At 70.0% G+C, this 18,449-nt stretch carries 20 protein-coding genes; 7 read left to right on the forward strand and 13 right to left on the reverse strand.

Features of this window, described 5'->3' with window-relative positions:
- Positions 1 to 55: 55 nt before the first annotated feature.
- The gene (locus tag ABT254_RS16845) at positions 56 to 553 is read left to right on the forward strand and encodes a DUF4396 domain-containing protein (protein ID WP_351469895.1); all 498 of its coding nucleotides are present in this window, start codon (positions 56 to 58) and stop codon (positions 551 to 553) included.
- Positions 554 to 568: 15 nt separating this feature from the next.
- Here ABT254_RS16845 and ABT254_RS16850 read toward each other — a convergent pair whose 3' ends face one another.
- Positions 569 to 1,216: a sulfite oxidase-like oxidoreductase gene (locus ABT254_RS16850; RefSeq protein ID WP_351469898.1), complete on the reverse strand. Its 648-nt coding sequence runs from the start codon at positions 1,214 to 1,216 to the stop codon at positions 569 to 571.
- A gap of 174 nt (positions 1,217 to 1,390) precedes the next feature.
- Here ABT254_RS16850 and bfr point away from each other — a divergent pair, with 174 nt between their 5' ends.
- Positions 1,391 to 1,870: a bacterioferritin gene (bfr, locus tag ABT254_RS16855; protein WP_351469901.1), complete on the forward strand. Its 480-nt coding sequence runs from the start codon at positions 1,391 to 1,393 to the stop codon at positions 1,868 to 1,870.
- On the opposite strand, the gene ABT254_RS16860 is transcribed toward bfr, so the two are convergent.
- Positions 1,867 to 2,100: a (2Fe-2S)-binding protein gene (locus ABT254_RS16860; protein ID WP_351469904.1), complete on the reverse strand. Its 234-nt coding sequence runs from the start codon at positions 2,098 to 2,100 to the stop codon at positions 1,867 to 1,869. The two genes, bfr and ABT254_RS16860, sit on opposite strands and share 4 nt — an antisense overlap.
- Before the next feature lie 136 nt (positions 2,101 to 2,236).
- On the reverse strand, positions 2,237 to 3,589 hold the full coding sequence (locus ABT254_RS16865) for a class II 3-deoxy-7-phosphoheptulonate synthase (protein WP_351469907.1): 1,353 nt from the start codon (positions 3,587 to 3,589) through the stop codon (positions 2,237 to 2,239).
- Between the two features lie 105 nt (positions 3,590 to 3,694).
- Between ABT254_RS16865 and ABT254_RS16870 the strand changes: the two genes are divergently transcribed.
- On the forward strand, positions 3,695 to 3,751 hold the full coding sequence (locus ABT254_RS16870; RefSeq protein WP_078912442.1) for a trp operon leader peptide: 57 nt from the start codon (positions 3,695 to 3,697) through the stop codon (positions 3,749 to 3,751).
- A gap of 119 nt (positions 3,752 to 3,870) precedes the next feature.
- Complete coding sequence (locus ABT254_RS16875; RefSeq protein WP_351469910.1) at positions 3,871 to 5,727, forward strand: anthranilate synthase family protein; 1,857 nt, start codon at positions 3,871 to 3,873, stop codon at positions 5,725 to 5,727.
- 17 nt (positions 5,728 to 5,744) lie between these two features.
- Here ABT254_RS16875 and ABT254_RS16880 read toward each other — a convergent pair whose 3' ends face one another.
- From ABT254_RS16880 to ABT254_RS16895, 4 genes are all read right to left on the reverse strand, one after another.
- A complete protein-coding gene (locus ABT254_RS16880; RefSeq protein WP_351469913.1) occupies positions 5,745 to 6,773 on the reverse strand; it encodes a 6-phosphofructokinase in 1,029 nt (342 codons plus the stop codon).
- A 138-nt stretch (positions 6,774 to 6,911) separates the two neighbouring features.
- On the reverse strand, positions 6,912 to 7,601 hold the full coding sequence (locus ABT254_RS16885; RefSeq protein WP_351469916.1) for a response regulator: 690 nt from the start codon (positions 7,599 to 7,601) through the stop codon (positions 6,912 to 6,914).
- A complete protein-coding gene (gene macS, locus ABT254_RS16890) occupies positions 7,598 to 8,827 on the reverse strand; it encodes a MacS family sensor histidine kinase (protein WP_351469919.1) in 1,230 nt (409 codons plus the stop codon). The genes ABT254_RS16885 and macS overlap by 4 nt, the downstream gene beginning before the upstream one ends.
- A 26-nt stretch (positions 8,828 to 8,853) precedes the next feature.
- Complete coding sequence (locus ABT254_RS16895; protein WP_351470173.1) at positions 8,854 to 9,594, reverse strand: lysophospholipid acyltransferase family protein; 741 nt, start codon at positions 9,592 to 9,594, stop codon at positions 8,854 to 8,856.
- A gap of 142 nt (positions 9,595 to 9,736) precedes the next feature.
- On the opposite strand from ABT254_RS16895, the gene ABT254_RS16900 reads away from it, so the two are divergent.
- Together ABT254_RS16900 and ABT254_RS16905 are read left to right on the forward strand one after the other, a co-directional pair.
- Positions 9,737 to 10,516 carry an alpha/beta hydrolase gene (locus tag ABT254_RS16900; protein WP_351469922.1) on the forward strand — a complete coding sequence of 260 codons (780 nt, stop codon included), beginning with the start codon at positions 9,737 to 9,739 and terminating at the stop codon, positions 10,514 to 10,516.
- Positions 10,509 to 11,075, forward strand: coding sequence for a hypothetical protein (locus tag ABT254_RS16905; protein ID WP_351469924.1), 567 nt, complete (start codon positions 10,509 to 10,511; stop codon positions 11,073 to 11,075). The genes ABT254_RS16900 and ABT254_RS16905 overlap by 8 nt, the downstream gene beginning before the upstream one ends.
- A 181-nt stretch (positions 11,076 to 11,256) precedes the next feature.
- Here the strand turns inward: ABT254_RS16905 and ABT254_RS16910 are convergent, their stop codons facing one another.
- From ABT254_RS16910 to ABT254_RS16935, 6 genes are all read right to left on the reverse strand, one after another.
- Positions 11,257 to 12,003, reverse strand: coding sequence for an endonuclease/exonuclease/phosphatase family protein (locus ABT254_RS16910; RefSeq protein WP_351469927.1), 747 nt, complete (start codon positions 12,001 to 12,003; stop codon positions 11,257 to 11,259).
- A 127-nt stretch (positions 12,004 to 12,130) separates the two neighbouring features.
- A complete protein-coding gene (locus ABT254_RS16915; RefSeq protein WP_099928218.1) occupies positions 12,131 to 13,084 on the reverse strand; it encodes an ROK family glucokinase in 954 nt (317 codons plus the stop codon).
- 132 nt (positions 13,085 to 13,216) lie between these two features.
- Positions 13,217 to 13,714: a DUF5304 domain-containing protein gene (locus ABT254_RS16920; protein ID WP_351469931.1), complete on the reverse strand. Its 498-nt coding sequence runs from the start codon at positions 13,712 to 13,714 to the stop codon at positions 13,217 to 13,219.
- Between the two features lie 57 nt (positions 13,715 to 13,771).
- The gene (locus tag ABT254_RS16925; protein ID WP_351469934.1) at positions 13,772 to 14,944 is read right to left on the reverse strand and encodes an ArsA family ATPase; all 1,173 of its coding nucleotides are present in this window, start codon (positions 14,942 to 14,944) and stop codon (positions 13,772 to 13,774) included.
- Between the two features lie 56 nt (positions 14,945 to 15,000).
- Entirely contained in the window at positions 15,001 to 15,444 is a 444-nt protein-coding gene (locus ABT254_RS16930) for an SRPBCC family protein (protein ID WP_351469937.1), read from the reverse strand.
- A gap of 113 nt (positions 15,445 to 15,557) precedes the next feature.
- Positions 15,558 to 16,313 (reverse strand): metallophosphoesterase family protein, encoded by a 756-nt coding sequence (locus ABT254_RS16935; protein WP_351470176.1) that lies wholly within the window; start codon positions 16,311 to 16,313, stop codon positions 15,558 to 15,560.
- Positions 16,314 to 16,650: 337 nt separating this feature from the next.
- Here ABT254_RS16935 and ABT254_RS16940 point away from each other — a divergent pair, with 337 nt between their 5' ends.
- Positions 16,651 to 18,447, forward strand: coding sequence for an AMP-dependent synthetase/ligase (locus tag ABT254_RS16940; RefSeq protein WP_351469940.1), 1,797 nt, complete (start codon positions 16,651 to 16,653; stop codon positions 18,445 to 18,447).
- Positions 18,448 to 18,449 lie beyond the last annotated feature (2 nt).

The raw sequence follows: 18,449 nt of genomic DNA on the forward strand, positions 1-18,449 counted from the left end.
GGGGTATACGGTTCCTGCTCGGTACAGGAACCGTCACCTGATATTGGGGGCAGCCATGCAGCACGAGGCACACGCGCACACACCCGCCCACACGGAAGCGCACCATCACCCGGCGGCCGCCACCTGGAGCATGGCCGCGCAGGCCACCCTTCACTGCCTCACGGGCTGCGCCATCGGTGAGGTGCTGGGCATGGTGATCGGCACGGCCTTCGGCTGGGGCAACGTGGCGACGACGGTGCTGGCGATCGTGCTCGCGTTCCTCTTCGGCTACTCGCTCACGCTGCGCGGGGTGCTGCGGGCGGGCGTCGACTTCCGTACGGCCTTCCGGGTGGCGCTGGCCGCGGACACCCTGTCCATCGCCGTGATGGAGCTGATCGACAACGGCGTGATCGTGCTGTGGCCCGACGCCATGGACGCGGAACTGACCGACCTGCTCTTCTGGGGGTCGCTCGCGATCTCGCTGGCGCTCGCCTTCTTCGTGACGACGCCCGTCAACAAGTGGATGATCGGCCGCGGCAAGGGCCATGCCGTGGTGCACGGGTACCACCACTGACCGCCGAGGACCGCATCAGAGCTCGGGGCCCTCCCCGGGCTCCTCCTGGTAGGAGTAGCGCTGCTCCTTCCACGGGTCGCCGACGTTGTGGTAGCCGCGCTCCTCCCAGAAGCCCCGGCGGTCGGCGGTCATGTACTCCACGCCGCGCACCCACTTGGGGCCCTTCCAGGCATACAGATGGGGCACGACGAGGCGCAGCGGGAAGCCGTGTTCCGCGGTCAGCAGTTCGCCGTCCTTGTGGGTGGCGAAGATGGTCCGCTCGGAGGCGAAATCCGCCAGGCGGAGGTTGGAACTGAACCCGTATTCGGCCCACACCATCACATGGGTGACCGTGGGCGCGGGCGGTGCGATCTCAAGGATCGTACGAGCCGGAATGCCGCCCCATTCGGCGCCGAGCATGCTGAACTTCGTGACGCAGTGCAGGTCGCCCACGACGGTGGTGTAGGGCAGAGCCGTGAACTCCTCGTGGGTCCAGCAGTGCTTCTCGCCGTCCGCGGTGGCACCGAAGACCCTGAACTCCCAGCGCTCCGGGCGGAACTTGGGAACGGGCCCGTAATGCGTGACCGGCCAGCCGCGTTGCAGACGCTGGCCCGGGGGAAGCTCGGACTCTGCTGCTCCTCCTGAATCGCGTTCTCCCGATTCACGCTCCACCGGCTGACCCATGACTCCATCCTGACAGACCGCGGACGGTGCACTTGACCGCCCCCGCCAAACCGGGGCAATTAGCACTAAGCATGCACTTACTTACTAAGCGAACACTTACTGGACGATCTTCGTCGCCGGTGCAATCATGCGGCGCAACCTGCCAGTTCCCCCCGCTTGGAAGGAGCCCTAGCGATGCAGGGCGACCCCGAGGTCATCGAATTCCTCAATGAGCAGCTCACCGGCGAGCTGACCGCGATCAACCAGTACTTTCTGCACGCGAAGATGCAGGAGAACTTCGGCTGGACGAAGCTGGCCAAGTACACGCGGCACGAGTCGTTCGACGAGATGAAGCACGCGGAGGTGCTCACCGACCGGATCCTCTTCCTGGAGGGGCTGCCGAACTACCAGCGCCTTTTCCATGTGCGCGTGGGACAGACCGTCAGGGAGATGTTCGAGGCGGACCGGCAGATCGAGGTCGAGGCGATCGACCGCCTCAAGCGGGGCATCGAGGTGATGCGCAACAAGGGCGACATCACGTCCGCGAACATCTTCGAGTCGATCCTCGAGGACGAGGAGCACCACATCGACTACCTCGACACCCAGCTGGAACTGGTGGAGAAGCTCGGTGAGGCGCTGTACATCGCGCAGCTGATCGAGCAGCCGGAGAGCTAGGCCGCCTCGTCCAGCGCGCTCAGGGCCGGCTTGCCCTGGTCCGCGAGCTCACGGCGGGGCCACTCGCCCCGGCCCAGCAGCGCCTGGATGCGCCGTACGCACGAACCGCAGTCCGTGCCCGCCTTGCAGGCCGACGCTATCTGGCGTGGGGTGCAGGCACCGTCCTCCGCGTGCTTCTTGACCTGCTGTTCCGTGATGCCGAAGCAACTGCAGACGAACACGCGGTTCACCTCCCGCCGGGATCGAAGTGGTGCCGTCCCGATTGATCGGTGAGGCTAACCTAACCTTACCCGGCGCTGTGTTCCCGCAAAAGTGCAGAGGGGCGCGGATCGCATGTGATCCGCGCCCCATCGCTGTGACCAGCCGTTACTGGTCCCGGTACATCTCCGCGACGAGGAACGCCAGGTCGAGGGACTGGCTGCGGTTCAGACGCGGGTCGCAGGCCGTCTCGTAGCGCTGGTGCAGATCGTCGACGAAGATCTCGTCACCGCCGCCCACGCACTCGGTGACGTCGTCACCGGTGAGCTCGACGTGGATGCCGCCCGGGTGGGTGCCGAGGCCCTTGTGGACCTCGAAGAAGCCCTTGACCTCGTCCAGCACGTCGTCGAAGCGGCGGGTCTTGTGACCGGAGGCCGCCTCGAAGGTGTTGCCGTGCATCGGGTCGGTCACCCAGGCCACGGTGGCGCCGGAGGCGGTGACCTTCTCGACCAGCTCGGGGAGCTTGTCGCGGACCTTGTCGGCGCCCATGCGGACGATGAAGGTCAGCCGGCCCGGCTCGCGGTCGGGGTCGAGGCGGTCGATGTACTGCAGCGCGTCCTCGGCCGTGGTCGTCGGGCCCAGCTTGACGCCGATCGGGTTGCGGATCTTCGAGGCGAACTCGATGTGCGCGTGGTCCAGCTGCCGGGTGCGCTCGCCGATCCACACCATGTGCGCGGAGACGTCGTACAGCTGGCCGGTGCGCGAGTCGACGCGGGTCAGCGCCGACTCGTAGTCGAGTAGCAGCGCCTCGTGCGAGGAGTAGAACTCGACGGTCTTGAACTCCTCCGGGTCGGTGCCGCAGGCCCGCATGAAGTTCAGCGCGTTGTCGATCTCCCGGGCCAGCTGCTCGTAGCGCTGGCCGGAGGGGGACGACTTCACGAAGTCCTGGTTCCAGGCGTGCACCTGGCGCAGGTCCGCGTATCCGCCCGTGGTGAAGGCGCGCACCAGGTTCAGCGTGGAGGCGGACGCGTGGTACATCCGCTTCAGCCGCTCCGGGTCCGGGATCCGGGCGGCCTCGGTGAAGTCGAAGCCGTTGACGGAGTCGCCGCGGTAGGTCGGCAGCGTCACGCCGTCGCGGGTCTCGGTCGGCTTGGAGCGCGGCTTGGAGTACTGGCCGGCGATACGGCCGACCTTCACGACCGGCACCGAGGCGGCGTACGTCAGCACGGCGCCCATCTGCAGCAGCGTCTTGAGCTTGTTGCGGATGTGGTCGGCGGACACCGCGTCGAAGGCCTCGGCGCAGTCGCCGCCCTGGAGGAGGAACGCCTCTCCCTTGGCGACGGCCGCCATCCGGGCGCGCAGCTGGTCGCACTCGCCCGCGAAGACGAGCGGCGGATACGACTCGAGGTCCGCAACGACTGCGCGCAGAGCCTCGGTGTCGGGGTACTCGGGCTGCTGCGCCGCGGGCAGATCTCGCCAGGTGTTGCCAGCGCTCGCGCTGGTCTTAGCGTTCACGGTCACCCCGTAAACATTACGGGGTCGTGTCGAGTGCTTTTCCTCCCGCTCGACTGGTGAGACGGAGGGATCACCGTACGGACGGAGCGGTGGTGCGGTAGGGTGCACCGCATGTTCGCGCTTTCGACCCAGAACTGGTGGTGGACCGCTCATCCGGCGGCCCACTGACTGCGCGTACGCAAGACTTCGCGAAGGCCGCCCGAGGGGCGGCCTTCGGCGTTTCCGGGGTCGTTCCTCACCGACATCGCATCGACTCGACATCGCTCGACATCGACGGAAGAGGAACCATGGATCTCGTACGGCTCCTGCACGACCCCCGCCCCTTCGCCCTGCTCCGCCGTCGCGCCCCCGGCCACGACGAGCAGACGGTCGAGCTGTTCCTCGGGCCGGTCACCACGTACGACCGGCTGGCCGACCTCCCCGACGAGGGTCTCGCGCTCGTCCCCTTCCGCCAGATCCGCGAACGCGGCTTCGACGTCCGCGACGACGGGACGCCGCTGACCTTCCTCGCTCCCGAGGAGTCGTACGAGATCCCGCTCACCGATGCCCTCGCGCAGCTCCCGGCGCACGACGTGCGCGTGACGGGCGGCGGCTTCGACGTCGACGACGAGGAGTACGGCGAGATCGTCGGCCGGGTGCTGCGGGAGGAGATCGGACAGGGCGAGGGCGCCAACTTCGTGATCCGGCGGACGTACGAGGGTGACATCCCGGGGTTCTCCCGCACGGACGGGCTCGCTCTGTTCCGGCGGCTGCTGGAGGGCGAGCGGGGCGCGTACTGGACGTTCGTCGTGCACACCGGGGAGCGGACGCTGGTCGGGGCCAGTCCCGAGGTGCATGTGCGGATGTCCGGCGGCACGGTCGTGATGAACCCGATCAGCGGGACGTACCGATATCCCGCCGAGGGCCCGACGCCGGAGCATCTGCTGGACTTCCTCGCCGACGGCAAGGAGATCGAGGAGCTGTCGATGGTCGTCGACGAGGAGCTCAAGATGATGTGCACCGTCGGCGACATGGGCGGGGTCGTCGTCGGCCCGCGGCTGAAGGAGATGGCCCATCTCGCGCACACCGAGTACGAGTTGCGTGGGAAGTCCTCGCTGGATGTGCGCGAGGTGCTGAAGGAGACCATGTTCGCGGCGACCGTCACCGGCTCGCCGGTGCAGAACGCCTGCCGGGTCATCGAGCGGCACGAGGTCGGCGGGCGCGGGTACTACGCGGGCGCGCTGGCGCTTCTGGGCCGGGACTCCGGCGGCGCGCAGACCCTCGACTCCCCCATCCTGATCCGTACGGCGGACATCTCATCCGAAGGACACCTGCGGGTGCCGGTCGGCGCCACCCTCGTCCGCGGCTCGGACGCGGCGAGCGAGGTCGCCGAGACGCATGCGAAGGCGGCGGGCGTGCTGGCGGCCCTGGGCGTACGTCCGTCACGGCCGCGCGAGGAGCACGCGCGCGTGCGGCTCGCCGACGACCCACGCGTGCGTGCCGCGCTCGACGGGCGCCGGGCCTCGCTGGCTCCGTTCTGGCTGCGGATGCAGGAGCGGTCCCACGAGTTCGAGGGGCATGCCTTCGTGGTCGACGGCGAGGACACCTTCACCTCGATGCTCGCGCATGTGCTGCGCTCGGCCGGGCTGGAGGTGACCGTCCGGCGCTACGACGAGCCGGGGCTGCGGGAGGCGGTGCTCGCGCACGAGGGCCCGCTCGTGCTGGGTCCCGGCCCGGGTGACCCGTCCGATCTGGACGACCCCAAGATGCGGTTCCTGCGCGACCTCACCGCGCGGGTCATCCGTGAGCACCGGCACGGTGTGCTCGGTGTCTGCCTCGGGCACGAGCTGATCGCGGCCGAGCTGGGGCTGGAGATCGTACGGAAGGAAGTGCCCTACCAGGGGGCGCAGACGGCGATCGAGCTGTTCGGGCGGACGGAGACCGTCGGCTTCTACAACAGCTTCGTGGCGCGCTGCGACGAGGCGGCGGCGCGGGAGCTGGCCGCACACGCGGTGGAGGTGAGCCGGGCGGCGAACGGGGAGGTGCACGCGCTGCGCGGTCCACGGTTCGCGGGCGTCCAGTTCCACCCGGAGTCGGTGCTGACACTGAACGGGACGGCGATCGTGCGGGAGCTGATCGGCCAGCTGCACCGCACGACCGTGTAGCCGTCCGGGGACTGCCGTCAGCCGAAGAAGACCCCGACCTCCTCGTACAGCTTGGGGTCCACCGTCTTCAGCTTCGCCGTCGCCTCCGCGATCGGGACGCGGACGATGTCGGTGCCGCGCAGGGCGACCATCTTGCCGAAGTCGCCCTCGTGGACGGCTTCGATGGCGTGCAGGCCGAAGCGGGTGGCGAGCCAGCGGTCGAAGGCGCTCGGGGTGCCGCCGCGCTGGATGTGACCGAGGACGGTGGTGCGGGCTTCCTTGCCGGTGCGCTTCTCGATCTCCTTGGCGAGCCATTCGCCGACCCCGGACAGGCGGACATGCCCGAAGGAGTCCAGCGACTCGTCCTTGAGGACCACGTCGCCGTCCTTGGGCATGGCGCCCTCGGCGACGACCACGATGGGGGCGTAACTGGCCTTGAAGCGGGAGGTGATCCAGGCGCAGACCTGTTCGAGGTCGAAGCGCTGCTCGGGGATGAGGATGACGTTGGCGCCGCCGGCGAGGCCGGAGTGCAGGGCGATCCAGCCGGCGTGCCGGCCCATCACCTCGCAGACCAGGACGCGCATGTGGGACTCGGCGGTGGTGTGCAGACGGTCGATGGCCTCGGTGGCGATGCCGACCGCGGTGTCGAAGCCGAAGGTGTAGTCGGTGGCGGACAGGTCGTTGTCGATCGTCTTCGGCACGCCGACGACGGGGACGCCGAACTCGTCGGTGAGGCGCGCCGCGACGCCCAGGGTGTCCTCGCCGCCGATCGCGATGAGCGCCTCGACCTCCTGCTTGGCGAGGTTCTCCTTGATCCGGCGGATGCCGTTCTCCTGCTTCAGCGGATTCGTTCGAGAGGAGCCGAGGATGGTGCCGCCGCGGGGCAGGATGCCGCGCACGGCGGGGATGTCGAGGCGGACGGTGTCGCCTTCGAGGGGTCCGCGCCAGCCGTCCCGGTAGCCGACGAAGTCGTAGCCGTACTCCTGCACGCCCTTGCGGACGATGCCCCGGATGACGGCGTTGAGCCCGGGGCAGTCGCCGCCTCCGGTCAGTACTCCGACCCGCATGGAAATGTCCCTTCGCCGCAGTTGCCTGGTGACAGCCACGCTAATGGTGATCCAGGTCACAGAGGGATGGGCGGGAAGGGCAATTCCGGTGAATCGGTGGGCGGTTGGTTTACCCGCCGTCAAGCTCCCGTGGCGCTCTCACTCGTCGTCGAGTCCGCGCTCTATGGCGTACCGGACCAGCTCCACCCTGTTGTGCAGCTGGAGCTTGCCGAGGGTGTTCTGGACGTGGTTCTGGACCGTGCGGTGGGAGATGACCAGGCGTTCGGCGATCTGCTTGTAGCTCAGGCCCTTGGCGACCAGGCGCAGCACCTCGGTCTCGCGGTCGGTGAGCTGCGGGGCGCCCGGCTGGTCGGTGTCCGCGCCGGGCGCGGGCTCGGAGGCGAGCCGGCGGTACTCGCCGAGGACCAGCCCGGCCAGGCCCGGCGTGAACACCGGGTCGCCGACGGCCGTGCGGCGCACCGCGTCCAGCAGCTCGTCCGTGGACGCCGACTTCAGCAGATAGCCGGTCGCGCCGGACTTCACCGCCTCCAGGACGTCGGCGTGCTCACCGCTCGCCGACAGCACGAGGACGCGCAGCGCGGGATTGTGGCCGACGAGCTCCTTGCAGACCTGGACGCCGGGCTTGGCGGGCAGGTTCAGGTCGAGCACGAGCACGTCGGGGCCGGCGGCCTTGGCGCGGCGCACGGCCTGGTCGCCGTCGCCCGCAGTGGCGACCACGTCGAAGCCGGACTGGGTCAGGTCGCGGGCGACGGCGTCGCGCCACATGGGGTGGTCGTCGACCACCATGACCTTGATCGCGTCCTGCCGCTCGTCGGTCGAGTCCGTCATCGCCGCTCTGCCTTCCCCCGTGGGTCCTTCGCGTCCTTCGGTACTTTCAGTTCGACCTCGGTGCCCTGCCCGGGCACCGAGATCAGTTCGGCGCTCCCGCCGAGGTCGCGCAGCCGGCCGCGGATCGACAGGGCGACGCCGAGCCGCCCCTCCCCCTCGGCCTGCGCGAGCCGGCCCTCGGGGATGCCGGGTCCGTCGTCCCGTACGGTCACCACGACCTCACCGGGCTCGTCCTCGACGAGGATCCACGCGCGCGCGTCCTCGCCGGCGTGCCTGCGCACGTTGTCCAGGGCCGCGCCGACGGCCGCGGCCAGTTCCTTCGCCGCGGCCCTGGGCAGCAGAACGACCGCTCCAGGTTCGGCGAAGCTGACCTTCGCGGCGGCGTACGGGGCGAGCAGCGCCCGCAGATCGACCGGGCCGTCCTCGTCGTACGAGGGCTCCTCCACGGCCCGTACGACCGCGCCCTCGGCGGCGTCCTCCGACACCCGGGAGACGGGGACCAGCCCGCCGGAGACCAGGGTGCGCAGCGCGACCTCCTGCTCGCCCGCCATCCGGCCCAGCTCGGCCGCCTCGCCACCGAGGACGGCGCCCCGGCGCTGCACCATGGCCAGCACCTGCAGGACGCCGTCGTGGATGTCCCGGGCGAGCCGCTCCCGCTCCCGGGTCGCGGCCTCGATCTCCAGGGCCCGCGCGAGGGTGCGCTCGGAGGCGCGGGCGACCTCGACGACGTAGCCGATGGCGATGGAGGCGACCCAGACCAGGATCACGTTGTGGACGGTGTCGCGGGCGGGGGCGCCGCGCTCGATCAGATTGGCGGCGGCGACCGGCGTCGACGCGAACGCGGCCCAGCGCCAGCCGCCCTTGATGGCGTACGCGAGGACCGAGCCGGCGGTCCATATCGACGGCAGGGTGGGGCCGCCGTTCTGGATGTGCTGCTCGTTGACCGCGAGCGGGGTGAGGAGGATGCCGGTGAGCGCGATGGCGAGGTCGACCGCGAGGAAGCGCTTGGTGCAGGCGGCCGCGCTCTGGACGCGGGGCAGGGTGGCGAGCGTCCACACGAACAGGACGACGTAGTAGGCGATGGCGACGCCCGCGTGGTCGTACTCGTCGTAGGCGGTGGCGAACAGGCCGACCGCGTAGAGCATCGTGAGCACCCGGTAGGCGGTGAGCGCACGCCACAGCGGCTGCTCGACCGACATCCTCATGACACGCTCGCGCTTGGGCATGTCCCCCACCCCCCTCGACCGAGAGCCTAGGCCCCGGACTTCTCCTTCTTGGCCTGTTCCTTGGCCTGCTCCTTCTCGGCCTTCGCCGCCTCCGCGATCTGGCGCTTCGCCGCGGTCGCGTACATGTCGACGTACTCCTGGCCGGAGAGCTTCATGATCTCGTACATGACCTCGTCCGTGACCGCGCGCAGCACGAAGCGGTCGTGCTCCATGCCCTGGTAGCGGCTGAAGTCGAGGGGCTTGCCGATACGGATGCCGGGGCGCATCAGCTTGGGCATGACCTTCCCCGGCGGCTGGATCTTCTCCGTGTCGATCATCGCGACCGGGATGACCGGCGCGCCGGAGGCGAGCGCCACGCGTGCGAGGCCGCCGGGCTTGCCCCGGTAGAGACGGCCGTCGGGCGAGCGCGTGCCCTCGGGGTAGATGCCGAACAGCTCGCCGCGCTCCAGGACCTCCAGGCCGCTCCTGATGGCCGCCTCGCCCGCGCCGCGCGCGCCGGAGCGGTCCACCGGGAGCTGGCCGACGCCCTTGAAGAAGGCGGCCGTCAGCCGGCCCTTGACGCCCGGCGTGGTGAAGTACTCGGCCTTCGCGATGAAGGTGACCTTGCGGTCGAGGACCGCGGGCAGGAAGAACGAGTCGGAGAAGGAGAGATGGTTGCTCGCCAGGATGGCGGCGCCCTCCGCCGGAATGTTCTCCAGGCCTTCCACCCAGGGCCTGAAGGCGACCTTCAGCGGTCCCCCGATGGCAACCTTCATCGTGCCGTACAACACCCGTGTGCCTCCTGTTTCCGTCGGTCAGACCTTAACCCGGAGCACTGTCAAAGGATCCGACGACCCTGGTCGGTGTCAGTGCGGTCGCGTACGGTGAAGCACCTGGACTTCACGTCACTCTCATGAACAGGAGACCGAAGTGCCGGTCCTTCCTGGAGCCGAGCCGTACCGCCACGAGGGCGGGGAGGTCGGCGTCCTGCTCTGCCACGGCTTCACCGGTTCCCCCCAGTCGCTGCGCCCCTGGGCCGAGTATCTCGCCGAGCACGGCCTCACGGTCTCGCTGCCGCTGCTGCCCGGACACGGCACCCGCTGGGAGGACATGCAGCTCACCGGCTGGCAGGACTGGTACGCCGAGGTGGACCGCGAGCTGCGGTCCCTGCGCGAGCGCTGCGGCGAGGTGTTCCTGGCCGGCCTGTCCATGGGCGCCGCCCTGGCGCTGCGCCTGGCGGCGAAGCACGGGGAGGCGGTCGCCGGCGTGATGGTCGTCAACCCGGCGAACCGCATGCACGGCTTTTCCCCGTACGCCCTTCCCGTGGCCCGCCATTTCGTGCGCACCACGAAGGGGATCGTCAGCGACATCGCGAAGGAGGGCAGCGCCGAGCTGGGGTACGACCGAATTCCGCTGCACGCGGCGCACTCCCTGCGGAACTTCTTCCGGCTGGTCGACGGCGACCTGCCGCAGGTCACGCAACCGCTGCTGGTGCTGCGCAGCCCGCAGGACCATGTCGTGCCGCCGGCCGACTCGGCGCGGATCCTCGGCCGGGTCTCGTCGAGGGACGTGACGGAGATACTTCTGGAACAGAGCTACCACGTGGCGACGTTGGACCACGATGCGGACCGGATTTTCGAAGAGAGCCTCGCGTTCATCGGCCGGCTCGCACCCAGTGTCGGCAAGGAAGGGACGGCCGCAGGTGGCTGAGCACGACTCGGACCGCGAGGACCGCGAGCCGGAGGAGCAGGGCGTCCCCTTCGACGAGGATGCCGCGTGGGCCGCGATCGTCGCCGGGTACGGCGAGGAGCCGAAGGACCCGCCGGGCACCAAGCCGTTCAAGTCGATCGAGGACCTGGCGCTGCTGGAGCCGGAGACCAACGAGGACTCCGAGGGTGAGGCGCCGAAGCAGGAGAAGCCGAAGAAGCCCCTGGGCGGCTCGGTCTCCTTCGCGCCCGGCGTCGGCCCGCGCGACTACACGGCGGCCGAGTCGTCCGAGGACGACTTCGACGAGGACGACGAGGGCCACTTCGTCCCGCCGGAGCCGCCGCCGCTGCCCACCGCCGACGCGACCGCGAAGTTCGCCTGGCTGGGCGTGATCGGCGGTCCGATCCTGCTCCTGCTGGCGGTGCTGCTGAGCTGGGACATGACCTGGTGGCTGGCCACGCTCGGCATCGGCGGCTTCCTGGGCGGCTTCGCCACGCTGGTGATGCGGATGAAGACGGACGACGAGGACGACGACGATCCGGGGCGCGGAGCCGTCGTCTGACCAGCAGGGCTATCACCGGCGGGGATATCGCCGGCAGGGATCTTGAGGGCGGCCAGGACCGGAAGGTGGTCCGTGGCCGCCCTCAGGGCAGTACCTCTCAACGCCACCCTCGCACTGCTCGGCCCCAGGGGGCCTCACAGGCTTCGGGCGGCTGCGCCGGACTCCGTCCGGCGGGTGTGTTTCAGGCCGCGGGCACGCGAAGTGCGGCAAGCACGGGCAGGTGATCCGTCGCCCTGTTGAGGTCGGTCTCGGCCACCCCGGGATGGCCCAGCGGGACACCGCAGCCGAGCACCTCGATGCCCTTGGTGGCGAAGATCGCGTCGATGCGCTGGTACGGGGTCACGGGCGTCGAGGTGTACTCGCTGCCCCAGGGGGAGGTGGCCCAGCAGTCCTGCAGGCCGTCGGCGAGGCGGCGGAAGGTGCGGCCGGTGGGACGGTCGTTGAGGTCGCCGCCCGCGATCGCGTGCTCCACTCCGAGGCCGGCCAGACGGTCGAGGAGCATGCCGCCCTGGTCGTACCGCTCGTCCGCCTGCAGGGAGAGGTGGTAGCTGACCACACCGAGGCGGGCGCCGCCGAAGCGGACCACCGCGGTGGCGAAGCCGCGGCGGTGCAGGCCGGGGGTGAGCGGGAGGAGGACGTCCTCGGTGCGCTCGACGGTGGCGCGGAGCGTGCAGAGGATCGCCGGGCCGGAGGCGGTGGCGCCTCCGGTGAGGATGACTTGGCCTGCGGCCGAGGCGAGACGGGCCAGTTTCTTGCGCCAGCGGAAGAAGCGGGGGGCTTCCTGGATGAGGACCAGGTCGGGGGCGCAGGCGGTGATCACCCTGGCCAGGGCGTCCGTGTCATCGCGCATTGAGCGGATGTTGTAGCTGAGGACTCGGATGACGGCTGAACCGTCCGGTTCCGTGTGGGAGTTGGGCAGCAGCTCCATGTGATCAATCTACGCCCAACAGCTCGGGGCGCGAGGTTTGTGGGCGACTACCGGTTGTATGCGGCTGGTCGCGCAGTTCCCCGCGCCCCTTACGGAAGCGCAGTGGCCGTCTCGCGGGAAGTCGGCGTCACATGATGGGGTCGGGCTCGCGGGCCAGGTCAGCCGCGCCCACCAACCCCGCCTTGTTGCCCAGCTGGGCGGCGATGACCTCGGCCACCGGGCGCCAGTTGCCGCCGACCAGCCAGCGCTTGTAGGACTTGCGGATCGGGTCGAGGACCAGTTCGCCCTCGTCCGAGAGGCCGCCGCCGACGATGAAGGCGGAGGGGTCGAAGAGGGAGGCCAGGTCCGCGAGGCCGGCGCCGGCCCAGCGGGCGAGTTCGCGGTAGGAGTCGACGGCGACCGGGTCGCCCTGGCGGGCGGCCATGGAGATGTGCTTGCCCTCGATGCCGTCGGGGCTGCCGTCACCGAGGCCGAGCAGGATCTCGGCGTTCTCGGGGGTGGCGTTGGCGCGCTGCTTGGCGTATCTGACGAGGGCGCGCCCGGAGGCGTACTGCTCCCAGCAGCCCTGCGAGCCGCAGCCGCACAGCAGGCCGTCCGGCACCATGCGGATGTGGCCGAACTCGGCGGCCACGCCGTAGTGCCCGCGGCGCAGCTTGTTGCCGATGATGATGCCGCCGCCGAGGCCGGTGCCGAGGGTGATGCAGATGACGTTGCGGTGGCCCTTGCCCGCGCCGAACTTGTACTCGCCCCATGCGGCCGCGTTGGCGTCGTTCTCCACGACGACCGGCAGGCCCACGCGGGCCTCGACCTTGGCCTTCAGCGGCTCGTTGCGCCAGTCGATGTTGGGCGCGAAGTAGACCTCCGAGCGCTGGCGGTTGACGTAACCGGCCGCACCGATGCCCACGCCCACGATCTCGTGCCCGGCGTGCGCGCCCTCCACGGCGGAGGCGATGGCGTCCACGATCGCCTCGGGCGTGCCCGGGGTCGGCACCTTGTACGTGGAGAGGATGTTGCCTTCCTCATCGACCACGCCGGCCGCGATCTTGGTGCCGCCGATGTCGACGCCGATGGTGAGTCCCATGAATCCCTCAGTTTCGGTCGAGCCCCGCTACGGCCAACCGTACCCGAGGCCCTGGCGCCAAGGCCTCGACGTCCAATCGCTGGGCAGCCGGGAACCGGCCGGCGAGGCCCGGCGAGGGGTCCGAGGGAGGTGTCAGTCCAGGTCGATGCGTTGCCCGGGACCGGTGCCGCCCTCGTCGCCGTCCCGGCGTTCGTCCAGGTCCTTGTGCAGGTCCGTCGTACGGCTCGTCCAGCGCTGTTCCTGGGCCTGGACCGCGGAGCGGTAGGCGGCGAGCAGTTCGTTGCCCGCGGCGGCGAGGTGGTCGAAGATATCCGGATTGCGCTCGATGACGGGTTCGACCGCGGCCTTCGCCTGCTGGACGACCTGCTTCACCACCTGCTGGGCGGCCGGTCCGGCGACGGCTCCGAGCAGCGGCGACTGGATCGACGACAGCTTCTCCGAGACGGCGTCGACCAGCTTGCGCAGTTCCTCGCCGGCCGAGACCGGCGGCTGGCCGTACTCGGCGCGGCGGCGGGCCTTCTCCGCCGCGAGGTCCTCGGCGCACGCCTTCGCCCAGGCGTCGGCGTCGGTCGCCCGCTCCTCGTCGACCACGTCGTTGCCGGCGTCGGACGGGGGGAGCTCTTCGCTCATGACGACCTCCTGACTACGGTTCGTCTCTACGACGTTACCCGAATGGGCGTAGCTGGTTCACGGCCTCTGAGGCCACAGATCCGGGTCGGGCGCGAACCGGATGCGCAGTTCGCCCTCGCGCAGCGCGGCCCCGTCGACGGTGCAGCGGCGCAGGACGGACGGCAGCGGGACGATACGGCGGAACGGGCCTGCCGCGACGACGAGTTCGTCGCCGCGCCGGATGAGGTCCAGGTCGTCGCGTATGGCGCCGGGCAGCGGGAGGTGCCACACGAGCACGCCGTCGTCGGCGAGCCGGTCGGCGACGGGCCACTCGACGGTGGAGGTCGTGCCGTTGACGTCCAGGGTGCCGGTGGCGGCGAGCGCGGCGAGGTCGTCCGTGCCGCGCGGGTCTCGGCCGAGGTGGGCGACCGTCCGGACGTCGTACGGCTCCTGCCACTCGTCCAGGGCCTTGCGCTGCTGGGCGACGAGCCCGGCGAGCCAGCCGTTCGCCTCGGGCAGCACCCGGTTGGCGACCAGGACGTCGGTGCGCAGTCCGCGCAGGGCGAGGGCGAGGCCTGCGAAGTGTACGGCGTCGGCGCCGGCCGGCCCGGGTTCGGCGACCAGCCGTACGACGGTGTCCCGGTCGGCGAGGACCGCCTCGACGGCGCCGAGCTCCGTGTCCCAGCGGGCGGCCGTCTCGTAGAGCCACTCGGAGGGCATGGGGACCCCGGCCAGCCGCCCGAGGACGGGACGCAGGGCCCGGGCCGCCTGTCGCTCGGGCGGCAGCAGCCGGCGCAGATAGCGGCGCAGCTGTTCGGGCAGGGCGAGCAGGGCGAGCGCCTGCGGGGTCGGCGGCAGATCCACGACCAGCAGGTCATGGGCCTCCGCGAGAGCCGCGTCCCGCAGGGCCCGCAGCAGGTTCAGCTCCTCGGCGCCGGGAAGGGGCGTGACCTCCTCGGCATCCAGCCGGGAGGCCCCGAGCAGATCGAGGACGTTGGCCGCGCGTTCCTGAAAAGCGCTGAGATCATCCCGGAAACCGGCAGCGGCGTCGGGGCGCCAGGCGGTGAGGTTCGGGGCGACGGTGACCGGGGCCGGTCCCGTCGCCGCGCCGAGCACGGCACCCAGGGTGTCAGTGCGGTCGGCACTGAGGACGAGGGTGCGGGTGCCGTTGCCGGCGGCCCGCAGGGCGGTCGCGGCGGCAACGGTCGTACGCCCGGAACCGCCAGGGCCAGTGATCAGGATGGTGCGCATGAGGCTGAACGGTAACCGAGACCCCGCAAGCCGGACACACCCCTACGGCGGGACCCCTACTTCTCCCCCGACTCCACCCGCTTCTTGAGCCCGGCCAGGGCCCGGTCAATGATGACCTTCTCAGCCTTCCGCTTGATCATCCCGAGCATCGGGATCTTGACGTCCACCGTCAGCTGATAGGTGACCTCGGTCGCCCCGGCCCCCACTGCCTTCAAGGTGTACGACCCGTCGAGGGCCCGCAGCATCTGCGACTTGACCAGGGTCCAGGAAACCGAGTTCTCACCGGTCCAGGTGTACGCCAGCACCTGGTCGTCCTTGATCGCGCCGGCGTCCATGACGAGGCGGACCTGCTCGGCCCGGCCCTGGGCGTCCGTCTCGAGGACCTCCGCCTCCTTCACCTCACCGGTCCAGTCCGGGTAGCGGGCGAAGTCTGCGATCACCCCCATGACATCGGCCGGTGCCGCCTCGATCGTGATGCTCGAGCTGGTGTGTTCCGCCATCGCTGTGGCTCCTCCAGATGCGGGCCGGTAAAGAGGTCGTCGTGCGCACGGTGCGCGCAGCGTGAAGGCTACCGCGCACGTCGGCGCCCGCCTTCACCCCCACCTGCGTTCATTCACCATTCAAGCGCCCAGGGCTTCCCGGTCCCCGCGAAGTGCCCCACGTTCACGCACTCCGTGGCCCCGATGCGCATGCGCCGTGCCAGGGGCTGGTGGACGTGACCGAACAGCGCGTACCGGGGGCGGGTGCGGCGGATCGCGTCCAGGAGGGCCCGGCTGCCCCGCTCGAAGCGGCGCGCCACCGTGTCGTAGACCAGCTCGGGAACCTCCGGCGGGATGTGGGTGCACAGCACGTCCACCTCGCCGACGGCCTCGATCTTCGCCGCGTACTCCTCGTCGCTGATCTCGTACGGGGTGCGCATGGGGGACTTGAGGCCGCCGCCGACGAAGCCGAAGGTGCGGCCGCCGATCTCCACGCGCTCGCCGTCGAGCACGGTCGTGCCCGGGCCGGCGTACTCCGGCCACAACGGCGGCATGTCGACATTGCCGTAGGTGGCGTACGTCGGTGTCGGGAAGGCCGCGAACATCTCGGCGTATTGCTTGCGCACCGCCTGCTCGATCGCGACGGCCCGGTCCGTGCCGATGCCGCCCCACAGCCGGGCGCCGAACTCGCGCGCCTCCTGGAAGCGCCGGGCGGTGCGCAGCTCGACGATGCGGTCGGCGTTCTCCTCGCCGAACAGGTCGGGGAAGATCCCGCGCGAGTGGTCGGCGTAGTCGAGGAAGAGGACCAGGTCGCCCAGACAGATCAGGGCATCGGCGCCCTCGCCGGCTCGGGCCAGGTCACGGGCGTTGCCGTGCACGTCGCTGACCACGTGGACACGTGTCCTGCGGTTGCCGGCTGGTGTGGATGCCATGACGATCAAGGGTAAGCGTGTGCGGTGTACGTGAACAGTGGCGGCCGGTCCTGCCGTTACTGGCCAGTCAGTTAACGGGTGGACTACCGTACGCAAAGGAACACCAACCTGTGTGACGCAGCGAACATCTCGCCGGGACCCCCTGTCGAAGAAGCCATACCGGCGGGTAACGTCCGGGCAGTCCAGTCGTGCTCAGTATTTCAACCACTGAATCTCTGAGCACCTGCCCGAGCCTTGGACCCACCGTCGCATCACACAACGTCGTGGCGCCGGCGCCTTATTAGGAGCAGCAGTCTTGCGCGAGTTCAGCCTTCCGGCTTTGTACGAGGTCCCTGCGGACGGCAATCTCACCGACATCGTCCGCAGAAACGCCGCGCAGCATCCCGACGTGGCCGTGATCGCCCGCAAGGTGGGCGGTCAGTGGCAGGACGTGACGGCGACGGCCTTCCTGGCCGAGGTGCACGCGGCCGCCAAGGGTCTGATCGCCTCCGGTGTCCAGCCCGGCGACCGGGTCGGCCTGATGTCCCGCACCCGCTACGAGTGGACGCTGCTGGACTTCGCGATCTGGAGCGCGGGCGCGGTCACCGTGCCGGTGTACGAGACCAGCTCGCCGGAGCAGGTTCAGTGGATCCTGTCCGACTCGGGCGCGACCGCCATGATCGTCGAGCTGGACAACCACGCGGCAGCCGTCGAGTCGGTGCGCGAGTCGCTGCCCGCCCTCAAGCACGTCTGGCAGATCGAGGCCGGCGCGCTCGAGGAGCTCGGCAAGTCCGGCAAGGACGTCACCGACGCGATGGTCGAGGACCGCAGCTCGCTGGCGAAGGCCGACGACCCGGCGACGATCGTCTACACCTCGGGCACCACCGGCCGCCCCAAGGGCTGTGTGCTCACCCACCGCAGCTTCTTCGCCGAGTGCGGCAACATCGTGGAACGGCTGCGCCCGCTGTTCCGTACCGGTGAGTGTTCCGTCCTGCTGTTCCTGCCGCTCGCGCACGTCTTCGGCCGGCTGGTGCAGATCGCGCCGATGATGGCGCCGATCAAGCTGGGCCTGGTCCCGGACATCAAGAACCTCACCGACGAACTGGCCTCGTTCCGGCCGACGTTGATCCTCGGTGTGCCGCGCGTCTTCGAGAAGGTCTACAACTCGGCGCGCGCCAAGGCGCAGGCGGACGGCAAGGGCAAGATCTTCGACAAGGCGGCGGACACCGCGATCGCGTACAGCCGCGCGCTGGACACCCCGTCCGGCCCGTCGCTCGGCCTGAAGATCAAGTACAAGACGTTCGACAAGCTCGTCTACAGCAAGCTGCGTGCGGTGCTCGGCGGCCGCGGCGAGTACGCGATCTCCGGCGGCGCCCCGCTCGGCGAGCGCCTGGGCCACTTCTTCCGCGGTATCGGCTTCTCGGTCCTGGAGGGCTACGGCCTGACCGAGTCCTGTGCCGCCACCGCCTTCAACCCCTGGGACCGGCAGAAGATCGGCACGGTCGGCCAGCCGCTGCCCGGCTCGGTGATCCGGATAGCGGACGACGGCGAGGTGCTGCTGCACGGCGAGCACCTGTTCAAGGAGTACTGGAACAACCCGGGCGCGACCGCTGAGGCGCTCGCCGACGGCTGGTTCCACACGGGTGACATCGGCACCCTGGACGAGGACGGCTACCTCAGGATCACCGGCCGCAAGAAGGAGATCATCGTCACCGCGGGCGGCAAGAACGTGGCCCCGGCCGTGATCGAGGACCGGATCCGGGCGCACGCGCTGGTCGCGGAGTGCATGGTGGTGGGCGACGGGCGGCCGTTCGTGGGCGCGCTGGTCACCATCGACGAGGAGTTCCTGGGCCGTTGGGCCGAGGAGCACGGCAAGCCGGCGGGCTCCACCGCGGCGTCGCTGCGCGAGGACCCGGACCTCCAGGCGGCGGTCCAGGCGGCGGTCGACGACGGCAACGCCGCGGTGTCGAAGGCGGAATCGGTGCGGAAGTTCCGCATTCTGTCCTCCCAGTTCACGGAGGAGTCGGGCCACCTCACCCCGTCGCTGAAGCTCAAGCGGAACGTGGTGGCGAAGGACTACGCGGACGAGATCGAGGCGATCTACGCGAAGTAGCA

The organism is Streptomyces sp. NPDC001137, assembly GCF_040298885.1.
Classification (GTDB): Bacteria; Actinomycetota; Actinomycetes; order Streptomycetales; family Streptomycetaceae; genus Streptomyces.

Coding starts and splice junctions, on each gene's coding strand:
- ABT254_RS16915 (WP_099928218.1), bottom strand. CDS start 13,084: ATGGGACTCACCATCGGCGTCGACATCGGCGGCACCAAGATCGCGGCC.
- ABT254_RS16875 (WP_351469910.1), top strand. CDS start 3,871: ATGGATCTCGTACGGCTCCTGCACGACCCCCGCCCCTTCGCCCTGCTC.
- ABT254_RS16845 (WP_351469895.1), top strand. CDS start 56: ATGCAGCACGAGGCACACGCGCACACACCCGCCCACACGGAAGCGCAC.
- ABT254_RS16930 (WP_351469937.1), bottom strand. CDS start 15,444: ATGGCGGAACACACCAGCTCGAGCATCACGATCGAGGCGGCACCGGCC.
- macS (WP_351469919.1), bottom strand. CDS start 8,827: ATGCCCAAGCGCGAGCGTGTCATGAGGATGTCGGTCGAGCAGCCGCTG.
- ABT254_RS16880 (WP_351469913.1), bottom strand. CDS start 6,773: ATGCGGGTCGGAGTACTGACCGGAGGCGGCGACTGCCCCGGGCTCAAC.
- ABT254_RS16850 (WP_351469898.1), bottom strand. CDS start 1,216: ATGGGTCAGCCGGTGGAGCGTGAATCGGGAGAACGCGATTCAGGAGGA.
- ABT254_RS16910 (WP_351469927.1), bottom strand. CDS start 12,003: ATGGAGCTGCTGCCCAACTCCCACACGGAACCGGACGGTTCAGCCGTC.
- ABT254_RS16920 (WP_351469931.1), bottom strand. CDS start 13,714: ATGAGCGAAGAGCTCCCCCCGTCCGACGCCGGCAACGACGTGGTCGAC.
- bfr (WP_351469901.1), top strand. CDS start 1,391: ATGCAGGGCGACCCCGAGGTCATCGAATTCCTCAATGAGCAGCTCACC.
- ABT254_RS16885 (WP_351469916.1), bottom strand. CDS start 7,601: ATGACGGACTCGACCGACGAGCGGCAGGACGCGATCAAGGTCATGGTG.
- ABT254_RS16925 (WP_351469934.1), bottom strand. CDS start 14,944: ATGCGCACCATCCTGATCACTGGCCCTGGCGGTTCCGGGCGTACGACC.